The organism is Streptomyces sp. NPDC006872, from assembly GCF_040635845.1.
Lineage (GTDB): Bacteria > Actinomycetota > Actinomycetes > Streptomycetales > Streptomycetaceae > Streptomyces.
On sequence record NZ_JBEYIL010000003.1, the window covers coordinates 317,022 to 332,502 of the forward strand.

12 protein-coding genes and 1 pseudogene are annotated in these 15,481 nt (G+C 71.0%); 7 read left to right on the plus strand and 6 right to left on the minus strand.

Features of this window, described 5'->3' with window-relative positions:
• Positions 1–95: 95 nt before the first annotated feature.
• Positions 96–794 (plus strand): annotated as a pseudogene (locus ABZ725_RS10425) (NAD(P)-binding protein); the annotation flags it as partial.
• A gap of 13 nt (positions 795–807) precedes the next feature.
• Here ABZ725_RS10425 and ABZ725_RS10430 read toward each other — a convergent pair.
• Both ABZ725_RS10430 and ABZ725_RS10435 read right to left on the minus strand, forming a co-directional pair.
• Positions 808–1,656 (minus strand): ABC transporter permease, encoded by an 849-nt coding sequence (locus tag ABZ725_RS10430; RefSeq protein WP_358802293.1) that lies wholly within the window; start codon positions 1,654–1,656, stop codon positions 808–810.
• The gene (locus ABZ725_RS10435) at positions 1,653–2,648 is read right to left on the minus strand and encodes an ATP-binding cassette domain-containing protein (protein WP_358802294.1); all 996 of its coding nucleotides are present in this window, start codon (positions 2,646–2,648) and stop codon (positions 1,653–1,655) included. The genes ABZ725_RS10430 and ABZ725_RS10435 overlap by 4 nt, the downstream gene beginning before the upstream one ends.
• Before the next feature lie 136 nt (positions 2,649–2,784).
• Here ABZ725_RS10435 and ABZ725_RS10440 point away from each other — a divergent pair, with 136 nt between their 5' ends.
• On the plus strand, positions 2,785–3,762 hold the full coding sequence (locus tag ABZ725_RS10440) for an NAD(P)H-quinone oxidoreductase (RefSeq protein WP_358802295.1): 978 nt from the start codon (positions 2,785–2,787) through the stop codon (positions 3,760–3,762).
• Positions 3,763–3,782: 20 nt separating this feature from the next.
• On the opposite strand, the gene ABZ725_RS10445 is transcribed toward ABZ725_RS10440, so the two are convergent.
• On the minus strand, positions 3,783–4,304 hold the full coding sequence (locus ABZ725_RS10445; RefSeq protein ID WP_358802296.1) for a hypothetical protein: 522 nt from the start codon (positions 4,302–4,304) through the stop codon (positions 3,783–3,785).
• 218 nt (positions 4,305–4,522) lie between these two features.
• Between ABZ725_RS10445 and ABZ725_RS10450 the strand changes: the two genes are divergently transcribed.
• Positions 4,523–5,068: a bacterial proteasome activator family protein gene (locus tag ABZ725_RS10450; RefSeq protein WP_351905693.1), complete on the plus strand. Its 546-nt coding sequence runs from the start codon at positions 4,523–4,525 to the stop codon at positions 5,066–5,068.
• Positions 5,069–5,196: 128 nt separating this feature from the next.
• On the opposite strand, the gene ABZ725_RS10455 is transcribed toward ABZ725_RS10450, so the two are convergent.
• The gene (locus ABZ725_RS10455) at positions 5,197–6,837 is read right to left on the minus strand and encodes a protein kinase (RefSeq protein WP_358802297.1); all 1,641 of its coding nucleotides are present in this window, start codon (positions 6,835–6,837) and stop codon (positions 5,197–5,199) included.
• A gap of 355 nt (positions 6,838–7,192) precedes the next feature.
• On the opposite strand from ABZ725_RS10455, the gene ABZ725_RS10460 reads away from it, so the two are divergent.
• On the plus strand, positions 7,193–8,770 hold the full coding sequence (locus tag ABZ725_RS10460; protein WP_358802748.1) for a protein kinase: 1,578 nt from the start codon (positions 7,193–7,195) through the stop codon (positions 8,768–8,770).
• A gap of 109 nt (positions 8,771–8,879) precedes the next feature.
• Here ABZ725_RS10460 and ABZ725_RS10465 read toward each other — a convergent pair whose 3' ends face one another.
• The gene (locus ABZ725_RS10465; RefSeq protein ID WP_358802298.1) at positions 8,880–9,893 is read right to left on the minus strand and encodes a phosphotransferase; all 1,014 of its coding nucleotides are present in this window, start codon (positions 9,891–9,893) and stop codon (positions 8,880–8,882) included.
• A gap of 529 nt (positions 9,894–10,422) precedes the next feature.
• Here ABZ725_RS10465 and pdhA point away from each other — a divergent pair.
• Genes pdhA through ABZ725_RS10480 form a run of 3 tightly spaced genes read left to right on the plus strand, consistent with a single transcriptional unit; the run spans position 10,423 to position 14,084 of the window.
• The gene (gene pdhA / locus ABZ725_RS10470) at positions 10,423–11,616 is read left to right on the plus strand and encodes a pyruvate dehydrogenase (acetyl-transferring) E1 component subunit alpha (RefSeq protein WP_351905702.1); all 1,194 of its coding nucleotides are present in this window, start codon (positions 10,423–10,425) and stop codon (positions 11,614–11,616) included.
• Between the two features lies 1 nt (position 11,617).
• Positions 11,618–12,610: an alpha-ketoacid dehydrogenase subunit beta gene (locus ABZ725_RS10475; RefSeq protein WP_351905705.1), complete on the plus strand. Its 993-nt coding sequence runs from the start codon at positions 11,618–11,620 to the stop codon at positions 12,608–12,610.
• 10 nt (positions 12,611–12,620) lie between these two features.
• A complete protein-coding gene (locus ABZ725_RS10480) occupies positions 12,621–14,084 on the plus strand; it encodes a dihydrolipoamide acetyltransferase family protein (RefSeq protein ID WP_358802299.1) in 1,464 nt (487 codons plus the stop codon).
• Between the two features lie 137 nt (positions 14,085–14,221).
• On the opposite strand, the gene ABZ725_RS10485 is transcribed toward ABZ725_RS10480, so the two are convergent.
• The gene (locus ABZ725_RS10485) at positions 14,222–15,469 is read right to left on the minus strand and encodes an MFS transporter (protein ID WP_358802749.1); all 1,248 of its coding nucleotides are present in this window, start codon (positions 15,467–15,469) and stop codon (positions 14,222–14,224) included.
• Positions 15,470–15,481: the final 12 nt, after the last annotated feature.

Below are 15,481 nucleotides of genomic sequence, written 5' to 3' on the forward strand. Positions count from 1 at the left end.
GATCGGCGGGCACCATGGTTCCCGGCGGGTCGGTGCCCGTCATGAAGCAACACGTCTCCATGAGTCCCCAACTGTCCATGATCCTGGAGGTCCCCTTGCGTGACCACACTGTCGTCGTCGGCTTCGGCACGAAGGGGCGGTCCGCGATCCGGACCGCCTGCACCTCGGGCCTGCGCAAGGAGCAGGTCGTGGTGATCGACCCGAGTGCGAAGGTCGTCGACGCGGCGACGGCCGAGGGCTACGAGGGCGTGGTCGGGGACGCGACGCGCAGTGATGTGCTGCGCCGGGCCGAGGTGCAGCGGGCGGGGCGCATCGTCATCGCGACCGAACGCGACGACACGGCCGTCCTGGTGGCGCTGACGGCCCGCCAGCTCAACCCCCGGGCGAAGATCGTGGCGGCGGTCCGCGAGGAGGAGAACGCGCCGCTGCTCAAGCAGTCCGGCGCCGACGAGGTCATCACCAGCGCCGGTGCGGCCGGCCGGCTCCTGGGCCTGTCCGTGCTCAGCCCGGCGGCGGGCAAGGTCATGGAGGACCTCATCCAGCAGGGCGATGGGCTGGACCTCGTCGAACGGCCCGTCACCAAGGCCGAGACGGGCCGTGGCCCGCGCGAGACGACCGACCTGGTGGTGAGCGTCGTCCGAGGGCACCGCGTCCTCGCCTACGACGACCCGGCGATCGGCGTGCTGGAGGCGACGGACCGGCTGGTCACCATCGTGCGGGTGGGCCCGCCCAGCGCACGACCCACCCTCGGGGCGCCCGGCATGCCCGGTGTCCCGCCCCTTCCGCCGGCCTGAACGCCCCCACCCGCTACTTGCGGTTGTAGAGCCGCATCGTCACCGGCCCGAAGACCAGGACGAACAGTGCCGACCAGCCCAGCGACCAGGCGACCTCGACGCCCGGCCAGTCGCCGGCCATCAACCCCCGCACCGCCGACGACAGATGGGTCACCGGGCTGTTGTTGACGAAGGCCTGCAACCAGCCCGGCATGGTGCTGGGGTCGACGAACACGTTGGACAGGAAGGTGAGCGGGAAGATCACCATCATGCTGACGCCCATCACCGACTTCTCGGTGCGCAGCAGCAGCCCGAACATCGTCCAGATCCACGAGAACGCGAACGAGAAGACGACCAGCAGGGCGATCCCGGCGACGACGCCCGCGAACCCGCCGTCCGGGCGGTAGCCGAGCAGCATGCCCACGGTGAGCATCACGACGGACGCGATCGTGTAGCGCAGGGCGTCGCCGAGCAGATAGCCGACCATCGTCGAGGGCCGCCAGATCGGCAGCGACCGGAAGCGGTCGAAGACGCCCTTCTCGATATCGGTGTTCACCGAGACACCCGTGTACATCGTGATCATCACGACCGACATCACCAGGATGCCCGGCAGCAGGAACTGGATGTACTCCTCCGGGGACCCGGCCAGGGCGCCCCCGAACAGGTACGTGTACATCAGCACCATCATGATCGGGAACGCGGTCACGTCGAAGAGCTGCTCCGGCACGTGCTTGATCTTGAGGATCGCCCGCCAGCCGAAGGTGAGGGAGGCCGACCACGCGCTCGGGCGCGGCGGTCGCTCCCCGGCGACCAGCAGCGCGGCGAGCGACTCGGTGCGAACGGGGGCCAGGTCCTGTGCTTCCGTGGTCGTCGTGGTGCTCATGCCGCCACCTCGTCCTTCGGGCGATGCGTGTCGTGTCCGGTGAGGGCGAGGAACACCTCGTCCAGGCTGGGCTGCCCCAGCGAGAAGTTGTCCACGGTGACTCCGGAGCGGGCCAGCTCGCCGAGCGCCCGGGCGGCCTGCTCGGCGGCGATGCCACTGGTCGCCGTACCGACGCGGGCCGTGAGGGCGACCGGGTCGGGCTCCAGCTGCACGGTCGCGTCCAGGGTCCGCCGCAGCACCTCGGCCGCCGCGGGCCGCTGCTCCGCGTCCCGCAGCCGCAGATGGACGGAGCCGGCGCCGACGGACGCCTTCAGCTCGCCCTTCGTGCCCTCGGCGATCACCCGACCGCGGTCGATGACGGCGATCCGGGACGCCAGCTGGTCGGCCTCGTCCAGATACTGCGTGGTCAGCAGCACGGTGGTGCCCTGGGCGACGACCGCGCGCACGATGTCCCACACCTGGTTGCGGCTGCGCGGGTCGAGCCCGGTCGTCGGCTCGTCGAGGAAGAGCAGGTCGGGGGTGTTCAGGATGGACGCGGCGATGTCGATACGGCGCCGCATGCCGCCCGAGTAGTGCTTGACCTGTTTCCCACCGGCCTCGGTCAGTCCGAAGGCCTCCAGCAGCTGCCCGGAACGCACCCGCGCGGCCTTCTTGCCGTGGCCGAGGAGACGGCCCAGCAGGACCAGGTTCTCGGTGCCGGTGAGGTCCTCGTCCACGGAGGCGTACTGGCCGGTGAGGCTGACGCGGCCGCGTACCTCGTCGGCCTCCCGTACGACGTCGTGGCCGAAGACGTGTGCCTCGCCCGCGTCGGGCCGCAGCAGGGTGGCGAGCATTTTCACGGTCGTCGTCTTGCCGGCGCCGTTGGGGCCGAGGACGCCGTAGACCGTGCCGGCCGGGACGGCGAGGTCGACGCCGTCGACGGCCCGGGTCTCACCGAACGTCTTCACCAGTCCCGCGGTCTCGATGGCCAGGCCGGACGTGTGCTGGCTCATGGTGGGGTGTCCTTCCGCGCACGTGGGTTACGCATGGGGAGACCTTTACCCTGGCCGGAACTCATCGGTGATCGCACCCTTTTTTCGGCGCGGGCCCGCAGCCGGCGGCGGTGCGACGAGGAGTAGCGTCCCCCTCATGCATGCGATCACGATTCCCGAACCTGGTGGTCCCGAGGCGCTGGTGTGGGACGAGGTCCCCGATCCCGTGTTCGGCGAGGGCGAGGTCCTGGTCGAGGTGGTGGCCGGGGCCGTGAACCGCGCGGACATCCTGCAGCGGCAGGGCTTCTACGACCCGCCGCCCGGCGCCTCCCGCTACCCCGGTCTGGAGTGCTCCGGCCGGATCGCCGAGATCGGCCCCGGCGTCTCCGGCTGGAGTGTCGGCGACGAGGTGTGCGCGCTGCTCGCGGGCGGCGGGTACGCCGAGAAGGTCGCCGTCCCGGTCGGTCAGCTGCTGCCCGTGCCCGAGGGCGTCGACCTGACGCGGGCCGCCGCGCTCCCCGAGGTGACCAGCACGGTCTGGTCGAACGTCTTCATGATCGCCCACCTTCGTCCCGGTGAGACGCTGCTGGTGCACGGCGGCTCCAGCGGCATCGGCACCATGGCGATCCAGCTGGCCAAGGCAGCCGGCGCGCGGGTCGCCGTCACCGCGGGCACCAAGGAGAAGCTGGACCGGTGCGCCGAGCTGGGCGCGGACATCCTGATCAACTACCGGGAGCAGGACTTCGTCGCCGAGGTGCGGCAGGCCACGGGCGGCGCCGGCGCCGACGTCATCCTCGACAACATGGGCGCGAAGTACCTGGATCGCAATGTCCAGGCCCTCGCCGTCAACGGCCGGCTCGCGATCATCGGCATGCAGGGCGGCATCAAGGCCGAGCTGAACATCGCCGCGCTCCTCGCCAAGCGTGCCGCCATCAGCGCGACCTCGCTGCGGGCCCGCCCCCTGGAGGAGAAGGCGGCCATCGTGGCGGCCGTCCGCGAGCATGTATGGCCCCTGATCGCCGCGGGTCGGGTACGGCCGGTCGTCGACCGCGAACTCCCGATGAGCGATGCGGCCGCCGCCCATCGGGTCGTCGAGGAGAGCGGTCATGTCGGCAAGGTCCTGCTCACGGCGTAGCACAGGCCCTGGGACAGGCTCTAGGAGCGGCGCAGGCGCAGTGCGGCCAGGGCCAGGGCGATGCCCAGGCCGATGAGGACGAGCCCGCTGCCGAGCGGCAGGATCTGCAGTACGGGTCCGTCGGCCCGCTCACCCTGGGTGGCCGCCTGCCGCACGGCGTCCTGCGGCCCGTCCGAGGCCACGGGGGCGACGGCGGGGGACGCGGACGCGTCGGTGTCGTCGACCTGGTCGCCGTCGCCGGCCTCCGCGTCGCCGCTCACCTCGTCCGGGTCCTCACCCGCGGTGTCCTCGTCGCCCGTGCCCTCGGCCTCCGAGTCCTCCGTCTCCGCGTCCTCTCCCCCGTCGTCCACCCGTCCGGGCCGCTGCCGCCCCTCGCCCGCCCGGCTGCCGGCCCGGTCGGGCTCGGGGGAGGAGGCGGTGGAGCTGGGTGTGGGGCGGAGGGACGCCGACACGGCGGCATACGTCGACACGGCGGCGTACGGCGTGGCGCGCGCGCTCCCGTAGGGCAGCGCGATCACGCTCGCCATGCTCGTCGCGACCACGCCCACCCCCACGCATACGCGTGTCGCGCACTTCACCTGCTGCCATGGAGTCACGTTCGTGACCCCCTCCCGGTGCCAGGTCGCCAAGGAAAAGACGCAATAAGCCTCACATCAGGGAACTGTCGCCGCATTCCGGACTCCGCCGAACGGAAACGGTGGATCAGCCTTCGAGGGGGGCACCAGGGTGATGAGGTGGGGACGTGCGAGAGAATGGCGGCATGGAGATGCCGAGGAACGAAAGGTCGCCGGAGAACGCCCAGAAGATCCTGGTCGTAGGTCAGGACGGCATGGCGCTCGGCGGCATCGACGCTGACGAGGACTCCCGTGAGATCCCGGTGACCGAGATGGTCGAGCAACCGGCGAAGGTCATGCGGATCGGCAGCATGATCAAGCAGCTGCTCGAGGAGGTGCGCGCGGCTCCCCTGGACGAGGCGAGCCGGGTCCGGCTGAAGGAGATCCACGCGAGCTCGGTGAAGGAACTGGAAGACGGCCTGGCGCCGGAGCTGGTCGAGGAGCTGGAGCGGCTGTCACTGCCGTTCAACGAGGACTCGACTCCGAGCGACGCGGAACTGCGCATCGCGCAGGCCCAGTTGGTCGGCTGGCTGGAGGGCCTTTTCCACGGCATCCAGACCACGCTCTTCGCCCAGCAGATGGCCGCGCGGGCCCAGTTGGAGCAGATGCGCCGCGCGCTGCCGCCGGGCGTCGGCCACGAGGGCGCCGACGACCCGCGCACGGGCGGCCGTTCGGGCGGCCCGTACCTGTAGAACCCACGGGAGCGACCAAGCACAAGGGGCCCGGCGTCCGAAACGCCGGGCCCCTTCTACATGTCCGATACATGTCCGAATATCGAGTGCCCGAGAGCCCGAGTGCCCGAGAGCCCGAGCGCCCGACGTCAGGACGCCGGGTTGCCCGAGGACACCTTGAGCTCGATCTCGGGCATCTCATCCGGGTCGACGTCGGTTCCGGCGGAGGGGAACTGGTCCATGACCGCGCCGTCGCCGTAGGTGTTCTCGTCGACCTTCGTGATCTTCATCTTCCAGCCCGCGGCCTGGAAGCACTCCTTGACCGAAGCGATGTACTTGAACTTGAAGTTCGGCACCTGGATTTTGTCCGGGTCGTTGTACGACTCCTGCGGCTCGGAGCACTCCGTCGACTCGATGGTCTTCGAGGTGTCCGGCCCGCGGTAGTCCGCCGCCTTGGTCGCCGACGGCGAGGAGCTGGTCGTACCGCCCTTGGCGTCGTCGTCGCTGCCGCCGTTCATCATGAGGGCGGAGATGAGGCCGCCGACGGCCACCACGGCGACGACGGTCGAGCCGATCAGCACCGCCTTGCTGTTCTTGCGGCCGCCGCCCGCGGACACCGTGGTCGACGGCTGCGGGCTGAGGTTGTACGCGGGCGGGGTGTGCGGCGCCTGCTGGTGGCCGTACGCCGGAGCGGGCGTCTGGTAGCCGCCCTGCTGCGGATAGCCGTAGGACGGCGCCGGGGTCGGGGGCGTGCCGTACGGGTTCGGGGTCGGGGCCGGCTGGTAGGGCGTCTGGACGCCCGCGTGGGGCGGCGCCGGGGTGCTCTGGCCGACCGGCGGGAACACCGCGGAGCCGACGCCCGCGCCGCTCGACGTCTGCGCGCCCGGGACGATGCTCGGCGGGGCCGGCTGGAAGGAGGCGGCGACGCGCAGGCATTCGTCGCGCATGGCGACGGCGGTCGGGAAACGCTCGTTCGGGTTCTTCTTCAGCGCGCGGGCGACGAGCGCGTCGACGGCCGGCGGCAGCGCCCGGTTGATCGAGGAGGGAGCCACCGGCTCCTCCTGCACGTGCGCGTACGCGATCGCAAGCGGCGAATCCGCCTCGAAGGGCAGCCGCCCGGTGACGAGTTGGAACAGCATGATGCCGACCGAGTACAGGTCGGACCGCGCGTCCACACCGCGCCCCAGCGCCTGTTCGGGCGAGAGGTACTGCGGGGTGCCGACGACCATGCCGGTCTGTGTCATCGAGGTGACGCCGGACTGCATGGCGCGCGCGATGCCGAAGTCCATCACCTTGACGACGCCGCGCTTGGTCATCATCACGTTGCCGGGCTTGATGTCGCGGTGGACGAGGCCCATCTCGTGGCTGATCTCCAGTGCGGCCAGCACGTCCGCGGTGATCTTCAGCGCCTTGTCGGCGGGCATCGCGCCCTGCTGCCGCACGTCCTCGTCGAGCACCGAGCCGAGCGGGCGGCCCTCGATGTACTCCATGACGATGTACGGGGTCGTCAGCCCCTCGACCTCGTCCTCGCCCGTGTCGAAGACGGAGACGATGTTGGTGTGCGTGAGCTTGGCCACGGCCTGGGCCTCGCGGCGGAAGCGCTCACGGAAGGCCTGCTCGCGGCCGAGTTCGGTGTGCAGGGTCTTCACCGCGACCTGACGGTCGAGCACGGCGTCGTAGGCGAGGTGCACCGAGGCCATGCCGCCCTCGCCGAGCAAGTCGCGCAGCTGATAGCGGCCGGCGGCCAGCGCCCGCCCCGCGTACCGGCCCTGCGCGCCGTCCTGGCTCATCTTCTGCGTCCCCCGTAGGCCTTCAGGCGCCGTTGACTGTCGTTGATCGAAAGTGCTATTCCCGGCCAAGTCTGCCGCAGGGCACTGACACGTCAAGCTCGGTGCCCGTTCCGTGACCCTACGAGAAAGAAGCGTCGCGGAAGCGTTACAGGTGCCGTACGGGCGGTACACAGAATTTGCACGCCGGCACGGAGTACAGATTTCATGGCCGGTCCGTCTCGGACCGGCGTCCGGGTCCGTCCCGGGCATCGCTTCGGGGATCGCCCCGGACCGGCGGCTTGCGCAGAGGCTGTAGCGTGGCCGACGGAGACCGTAACAACACCGCGCGCACCGCGGGCAGAAACGACGGCGAGGACTGATGGCACAGCAGCGCGCTCAGGGCCCGTCCGACCCCGAGGCGACTGGCGGCGGTATGTCAGATGCGCCGGAGAACTGGGGCAACGGCGGGTTGGTCGGGGACGGCCGGTATCGGCTCACCCACAGACTCGGCCGAGGCGGCATGGCCGAGGTGTTCGCGGCCGAGGACGTACGTCTCGGGCGCACCGTCGCGGTGAAACTGCTGCGCGCCGACCTCGCGGAGGACCCGACCTCCAAGGCCCGCTTCACACGCGAGGCCCAGTCGGTGGCCGGGCTCAACCACCATGCGATCGTCGCCGTGTACGACTCGGGCGAGGACTTCGTGGGCGGCCTGAGCGTGCCGTACATCGTGATGGAGATCGTCGAGGGACGCACGATCCGCGACCTGCTCCTCAACGCCGAGGCGCCCGGGCCCGAGCAGGCCCTGATCATCGTCTCCGGCGTCCTGGAGGCGCTCGCCTACTCGCACCAGCACGGCATCGTGCACCGCGACATCAAGCCGGCGAACGTGATCATCACGCACAACGGCGCTGTCAAGGTGATGGACTTCGGCATCGCGCGCGCCCTGCACGGCGCGTCCACGACGATGACGCAGACCGGCATGGTCATGGGCACGCCCCAGTACCTCTCCCCGGAGCAGGCGCTCGGCAAGGCCGTCGACCACCGCTCCGACCTGTACGCGACGGGCTGTCTGCTGTACGAACTCCTCGCACTGCGGCCGCCGTTCACCGGCGAGACGCCGCTGTCGGTGGTCTACCAGCATGTGCAGGACATTCCGGTGCCGCCGTCGCAGACCTCGGACGGCGAGTGCCCGCCGGAGCTCGACGGCCTCGTCATGCGCTCACTGGCCAAGGACCCGGACGACCGGTTCCAGACGGCTGAGGAGATGCGCGGTCTCGTCCAGTACGGGCTGCAGATGCTGTACGACCAGGGCGCCCACACCGGCACCTGGAACACCGGCCCGGTCGGTGCGCACGACGGCCGGGGCACGCCCCCCGGCGGTTTCGCGCACACGACGGTGCTGCCGCACGGCACCGACGGCTCCGCGACCTCGCAGATCCCGCAGCCGATCCTGCCCGCCGGCTACGGCGGCGGTGACGACGGCGGCTTCGAGGGCCACGGCAACAAGGGCAGCGGCAGCGGCAAGCTGTGGATACTCGCCGTCTTCGCGGTGATCGCCATCGCCGCGGGCGTCGCGCTCGCGCTGAACGGCCAGGGGAAGGGCAGCGGCGGCAGCGAGACCACGAAGTCGCCGTCCGTCTCACCGTCGGCCTCGGCCTCGCCCAGCGAGTCGCCGTCCGACGAGGAGAGCGAGACGTCCACGGACGAGAGCACGGACGACGGCAGCGGCTCGGGCTCCGGATCGAACTGGACGCCGTCCTACACGCCGTCCTGGTCGCCCTCGTCCAGCCCCTCCGAGTCGGCCAGCAGTGAGCCCACGGACGAGGAGACGGAGACCCAGCCGTCGGACGATCCGACCGACACGGAGACCCAGACGAGCGACCCGAGCGGGGACCCGACGGGCGGCACGGAGGGCACCACCACCCTCGGCACCGGCCTCGGCGGCGGCAACTGAGCCGACCCGTCAGGTTCCCGAGTTAGCTTCTCCTCCACGCGCGCGTGGGCCCGAGACAGGGCTCCACGCGCGCGTGGTCGTTTCCGGGCCCGTGCGCCGGTGAGTTCGCTCAGTCCGTGAACGCCCCGCACACCGCGTCGTACTCGCGTGTCCACCACACCGCGAGGGCCGAGGAGGCCGGGAACTGGGAGTCCGCGCGGGTGTCGCCTCGCGCGTAGTGCCAGCGCAGCATCCAGAAGTCGTTGAGCCGCTCCCACCACACGCGGTGCACGGCCGCCGCGAGTTCGGAGGGAGTGGCGTCGGCCGCGCGTCGGTACGCGCGTGCGTACGCCCTCGTCCTCGGCAGGTCGAGGGCGCCGTCGGGCCGGACGAAGAAGATGGCGGCGGCGCGGACGGCCTCCTCCGCGCGGGGCTGCACGCCGAGCCGGTCCCAGTCGACGATGGCGGCGGGGGCGTCCCCGCGGTAGAGCAGGTTGAACGGGTGGAAGTCCCCGTGCACCCAGCCGACCGGGCCGCTGTGCGGGGGACGCCGGTCCGCGTGGCGTTCCAGCAGCGTGCGCCGCTCCAGGAGGCGGTGGCGGGCGAGGTCGTCGAAGGAGTCGGCGGGGCGGTGCCGGCGCACGCGCGCGAGGAGGTCGTCGATGAGCGCGAAGGTGTCGGCAGGGGTGGTGCGCTCCCGTTCGTGCGCCGGGAGTACGGGTTCCGCGCCCCCTGAGGGCATCACGTGCTCCAGGCCGGCGTGCACCACCCCCAGCAACGCCCCCAGGCGGCCGCACTGGCCGGGGGTGAGCTGGGCGCCGTGCCGGTGGCGGCCGTCGATCCAGGGGTGGAGGGCGTAGGCGTGGCCGCCGACGACGGCGACGGTGCGTCCGTCGTGGCCGGGCAGCGGGGGAGCGACCGGGACGCCGAGGTCGGCCAGGCGCTCGGTGGCCCGGTGCTGACGGGCGATGGAGGCGGGGTCGGCGGTGTCCGGATCGAAGTGGTGCTTGAGGAAGTAGCGGCCTCGGGTGGTGTGCAGCCGGTAGCCGCGGTTCAGCAGTCCCTCCTCGACGGGCTCACAGGCGAGCGCTGCGCCGGCGGTGTAGCGGCGGAGCAGGGCGCTCAGAGGGGGCGCGTGGGGCACTGAGGGTGGTACACAGGAGCGCGGCACGCGCCCGATGCTAGGGCACGATGCGAGGCTGTGAGCTGGATGTTGTCACAGACAGTCACCGAAGGTCAGGTGAGGTCATCGAAGGTCAACCGGGGTCACAGGCGGTCGCCGACGGTCGTCGGCCGTGTCGTACGCCCCGGCGCACCGCCCGACGACCCGCCCGAAGACCGACTCTTCCCGTGGCCGGGGTGGCCGGGATAACGTGCCGTTGCTCCGGCCTCCTGCAAGGCTGTGACCAGGTACCTTCCCGACTTTGCCGATTTACTTGGAAATCCAAGCAAAAAGGCAGGTCAGGAGGGGTTTCACAGAAATGTGGAGCACTGGGTAACGTGATGACTGCAGGGCGCTCGCCGGGGCACCTGTCACGCCTGTTCCGGCCGAGTGGCACCCACCCCGTGCACGGGTGTCGGAAACAGGTGAGCCTCCCCCAGGCTCTGAACGGGCTGGGGGGACCCTCAGGTCACCCGGCAACCCCGGGGGCCGGACCGACGGAGGAGCACACGTGACCGTGGAGAGCACTGCCGCGCGTAAGCCGCGACGCAGCGCAGGAGGCAAGGCCGGCGCCACCGGCACCGAGCGCACCCGCACCGCCGCCAGGAAGAGCGCCGAGCCCGAGCTCGTGCAGCTGCTGACGCCCGAGGGCAAGCGGGTCAAGAACAGCAAGAACGCCGAGTACGCCGAGTACGTCGCCGGTGTCACCCCCGAAGACCTCCGCGGCCTCTACCGCGACATGGTGCTCACCCGTCGTTTCGACGCCGAGGCCACCTCCCTGCAGCGCCAGGGCGAACTGGGTCTGTGGGCCTCGCTGCTCGGCCAGGAGGCCGCCCAGATCGGCTCCGGCCGGGCCCTGCGCGACGACGACTACGTCTTCCCGACCTACCGCGAGCACGGCGTCGCCTGGTGCCGCGGGGTCGACCCGACCAACCTGCTGGGCATGTTCCGCGGCGTGAACAACGGCGGCTGGGACCCCAACAGCAACAACTTCCACCTCTACACCATCGTCATCGGCTCCCAGACGCTGCACGCGACGGGCTACGCGATGGGCGTCGCCAAGGACGGCGCGGACAGCGCGGTGATCGCCTACTTCGGCGACGGCGCCTCCAGCCAGGGCGACGTGGCTGAATCGTTCACCTTCTCCGCGGTCTACAACGCCCCGGTCGTGTTCTTCTGCCAGAACAACCAGTGGGCGATCTCCGAGCCCACCGAGAAGCAGACCCGCGTCCCGCTCTACCAGCGCGCGCAGGGCTACGGCTTCCCGGGCGTCCGCGTCGACGGCAACGACGTCCTGGCCTGCCTCGCGGTCACCCGGTGGGCGCTGGAGCGGGCCCGCAACGGCGAGGGCCCCACCCTCGTCGAGGCGTACACGTACCGCATGGGCGCCCACACCACCTCCGACGACCCGACGAAGTACCGGGCCGACGAGGAGCGCGAGTCCTGGGAGGCGAAGGACCCGATCCTGCGTCTTCGCCGCCACCTCGAGGCCTCAAACCACACGGACGAGGGATTCTTCGCGGAACTCGACGCGGAGAGCGAGGCGTTGGGCAGACGAGTGCGCGAAGCGGTCCGTGCCATGCCGGACCCGGACCACTTCGCCATCTTCGAGAACGTGTACGCGGACGGGCACGCGCTCGTCGACGAGGAGCGGGCCCAGTTCGCCGCCTACCAGGCGTCGTTCGCGGACGAGGGGGGAAACTGACATGGCGGACAGCGTGACGTCCAAGAACCTGGCCCTGGCCAAGGCGATCAACGAGTCGCTGCGCCGCGCCCTGGAGGCGGACCCCAAGGTCCTGATCATGGGAGAGGACGTCGGCAAGCTCGGCGGCGTCTTCCGGGTCACCGACGGCCTGCAGAAGGACTTCGGCGAGAGCCGCGTCATCGACACCCCGCTCGCGGAGTCGGGCATCGTCGGCACGGCCATCGGACTGGCCCTGCGCGGCTACCGCCCGGTGGTGGAGATCCAGTTCGACGGCTTCGTCTTCCCGGCCTACGACCAGATCGTCACCCAGCTCGCGAAGATGCACGCGCGTTCCCTGGGCAAGGTCAAGCTCCCGGTCGTCGTCCGCATCCCCTACGGCGGCGGGATCGGCGCGGTCGAGCACCACTCGGAGTCGCCCGAAGCCCTCTTCGCGCATGTGTCGGGTCTGAAGATCGTCTCCCCGTCCAACGCGTCCGACGCGTACTGGATGATGCAGCAGGCCATCCAGAGCGACGACCCGGTGATCTTCTTCGAGCCCAAGCGGCGCTACTGGGACAAGGCCGCGGTCGACACCGAGGCGATCCCGGGCCCGCTGCACAAGGCCCAGGTCGTCCGTGAGGGCACCGACCTGACCCTCGTCGCCTACGGCCCGATGGTGAAGCTCTGCCAGGAGGTCGCCGCCGCGGCCGCCGAGGAGGGCAAGAACCTGGAGGTCCTGGACCTGCGCTCGGTGTCCCCGCTGGACTTCGACTCGATCCAGGCGTCGGTCGAGAAGACCCGCCGCCTGGTCGTCGTCCACGAGGCGCCGGTGTTCTTCGGCTCGGGCGCGGAGATCGCCGCCCGGATCACCGAGCGCTGCTTCTACCACCTGGAGGCACCCGTTCTGCGGGTCGGCGGCTATCACGCCCCGTACCCGCCGGCGCGCCTGGAGGAGGAGTACCTGCCTGGCCTGGACCGGGTGCTCGACGCCGTCGACCGTGCCCTGGCGTACTGAGGAGAGGGTCGTGACGACGATGACGGAAGCGTCCGTACGCGAGTTCAAGATGCCCGACGTGGGCGAGGGGCTCACCGAGGCCGAGATCCTCAAGTGGTACGTCCAGCCCGGCGACACGGTGACGGACGGCCAGGTGGTGTGCGAGGTGGAGACGGCCAAGGCCGCCGTCGAGCTGCCCATCCCCTACGACGGGGTGGTGCGCGAGCTGCACTTCCCCGAGGGCACCACGGTCGACGTGGGCACGTCGATCATCGCGGTGGACGTGGCGGGCGGGGCGACCGGCCAGTCCGGTACCCCGGTCGCCGAGCTGCCCGCGCAGACGCAGACACAGGCGGAGGCGCCGACGGCCTCGGCGGCCGCGGAGAAGAAGCCTGCGGCGGCGAAGCCCGCCGGCTCCGGTCGCCAGCCGGTGCTCGTCGGGTACGGCGTGGCCGTGTCCTCGACCAAGCGGCGTCCGCGCAAGGGCCCGGAGGTCACGCTCCCGCAGGTCCCGGACACGGTGTTGACGGAGCTGAACGGCCACGGCAGTGCGCCCGCCGTGAAGGAGCGCCCGCTGGCCAAGCCGCCGGTGCGCAAGCTGGCCAAGGACCTGGGCGTCGACCTCGCCACGGTGGCCCCGTCCGGCCCGGACGGCATCATCACCCGCGAGGACGTCCACGCGGCGGCGGCCCCGGTCGCTCCGACGGCCGAGCCGGTGACGCAGACGGTGCAGGCGCAGGTCACGGCCCCCGCGGCCGCGCCCGTGGCGTTGGCACCGGCGTCGTACGACACGGCGCGTGAGACCCGGGTCCCGGTCAAGGGCGTCCGCAAGGCGACGGCGGCGGCGATGGTCGGCTCGGCGTTCACCGCGCCGCATGTCACGGAGTTCGTGACGATCGACGTGACGCGCACGCTGAAGCTGGTCGAGGAGCTCAAGCAGGACAAGGACCTGCACGGCCTCAGGGTCAACCCGCTCCTGATCATCGCCAAGGCCCTGCTGGTCGCCATCAGACGCCACCCGGAGATCAACGCCTCCTGGGACGAGGCGGCGCAGGAGATCGTGGTCAAGCACTACGTCAACCTGGGCATCGCGGCCGCCACCCCTCGGGGGCTGCTGGTCCCGAACATCAAGGACGCCCACAGCAAGACGCTGCCGCAGCTGGCGGAGTCCCTGGGCGAGTTGGTGTCGACGGCGAGGGACGGAAAGACGTCCCCGGCCGCGATGCAGGGCGGCACGGTGACCATCACCAACGTCGGCGTCTTCGGCGTCGACACCGGCACACCGATCCTCAACCCCGGTGAGTCCGCGATCCTCGCGGTCGGCGCGATCAAGCTCCAGCCGTGGGTCCACAAGGGCAAGGTGAAGCCGCGTCAGGTGACGACACTGGCGCTGAGCTTCGACCACCGGCTGGTGGACGGCGAACTGGGCTCGAAGGTGCTGGCGGACGTGGCGGCGATCCTGGAGCAGCCGAAGCAGCTGATCACCTGGGGGTAGCGGCAGCGACAGCGGCCGCGGACGGTCACCTCGTACCGTCCGCGGCCGGGTCCGCGTCGAACGTTCGCGTCGAACCGTCAGCCGTGCCTACGGTCGAACGTTCGCGTCGAACCTCCGCGTCGAACCGTCAGCCGTGCCTACGCCGGTACGTGGACCGTCTCCACCCGGCTTGCCACCAGGCGTTCCCGTTCCCGGCGGGCCGCCCGCTTGCGCAGGCGCAGGATCTGGCTGACGCCGAGCGCCTGGAGGACGAAGACGCAGGAGAAGGCGATCCGGTAGTTGCCGCCGGTCGCGTCCAGCAGCACGCCGACCGCGAAGAGCGTCGTCATCGACGCCACGAAGCCGCCCATGTTCGTGATGCCGGACGCGGTTCCCTGGCGCTCGGGCGGGTTCGCCGGGCGGGCGAAGTCGAAGCCGAGCATGGAGGCGGGGCCGCACGCGCCGAGGACCGCGCAGAGCGTGACGAGCAGCCACATCGGCGCCCGGTCGCCGGGGTAGACCAGCGTGGTCGCCCAGATCAGGGCCGTCGCGCCCACCGTGCCCAGGGCCAGCGGGAGCCGTGCCTCGTGGTGGCGGGCGACGATCTGGCCGTAGACCAGGCCCACCACCATGTTGCACAGGACCACGAGCGTGAGCAGTTCGCCGGCCGTCGCCCGTGACAGTCCCTGTGCCTCCACCAGGAACGGCAGGCCCCACAGGAGCAGGAACACCATCGCCGGGAACTGGGTGGTGAAGTGCACCCACAGGCCGAGCCGCGTGCCGGGCTCACGCCAGGACGCGGCGATCTGCCGACGCACGTACGCCGCGCCGTGGTGCGGGAACGGCTCGGGCTCATGGCCCTCGGGGTGGTCCTTCAGGAAGAGCAGCAGAAGGACCAGGACCACCACTCCCGCGAGCGCGCTGCCCGCGAAGGCGGCCGTCCAGCCGATGCCGTGCAGCAGGCGGGCCAGGACGAGGGTGGAGACCAGGTTGCCCGCCATCCCCGCGAGGCCCGCGCACTGGGCGACCAGCGGTCCGCGGCGCGCCGGGAACCACCGGGTGCCCAGCCGCAGCACGCTGATGAACGTCATCGCGTCCCCGCAGCCGAGCAGTGCGCGCGAGGCGAGGGCCGTGCCGTAGGACGGGGAGAAGGCGAAGCCGAGCTGGCCGGCCGTGAACAGCACGACGCCGATGGTCAGCACCTTCTTGGTGCCGAGCCGGTCGACCAGCAGCCCCACCGGTATCTGCATGCCCGCGTAGACGAGGAGCTGGAGGATCGAGAAGGTCGACAGGGCGGAGGCGTTCACATGGAAGCGGTCGGCGGCGTCGAGACCGGCCACCCCCAGCGAGGTACGGAAGATGACCGCGACGAAGTAGACCGAGACGCCGATGCCCCAGACGGCGATCGCGCGCCGTCC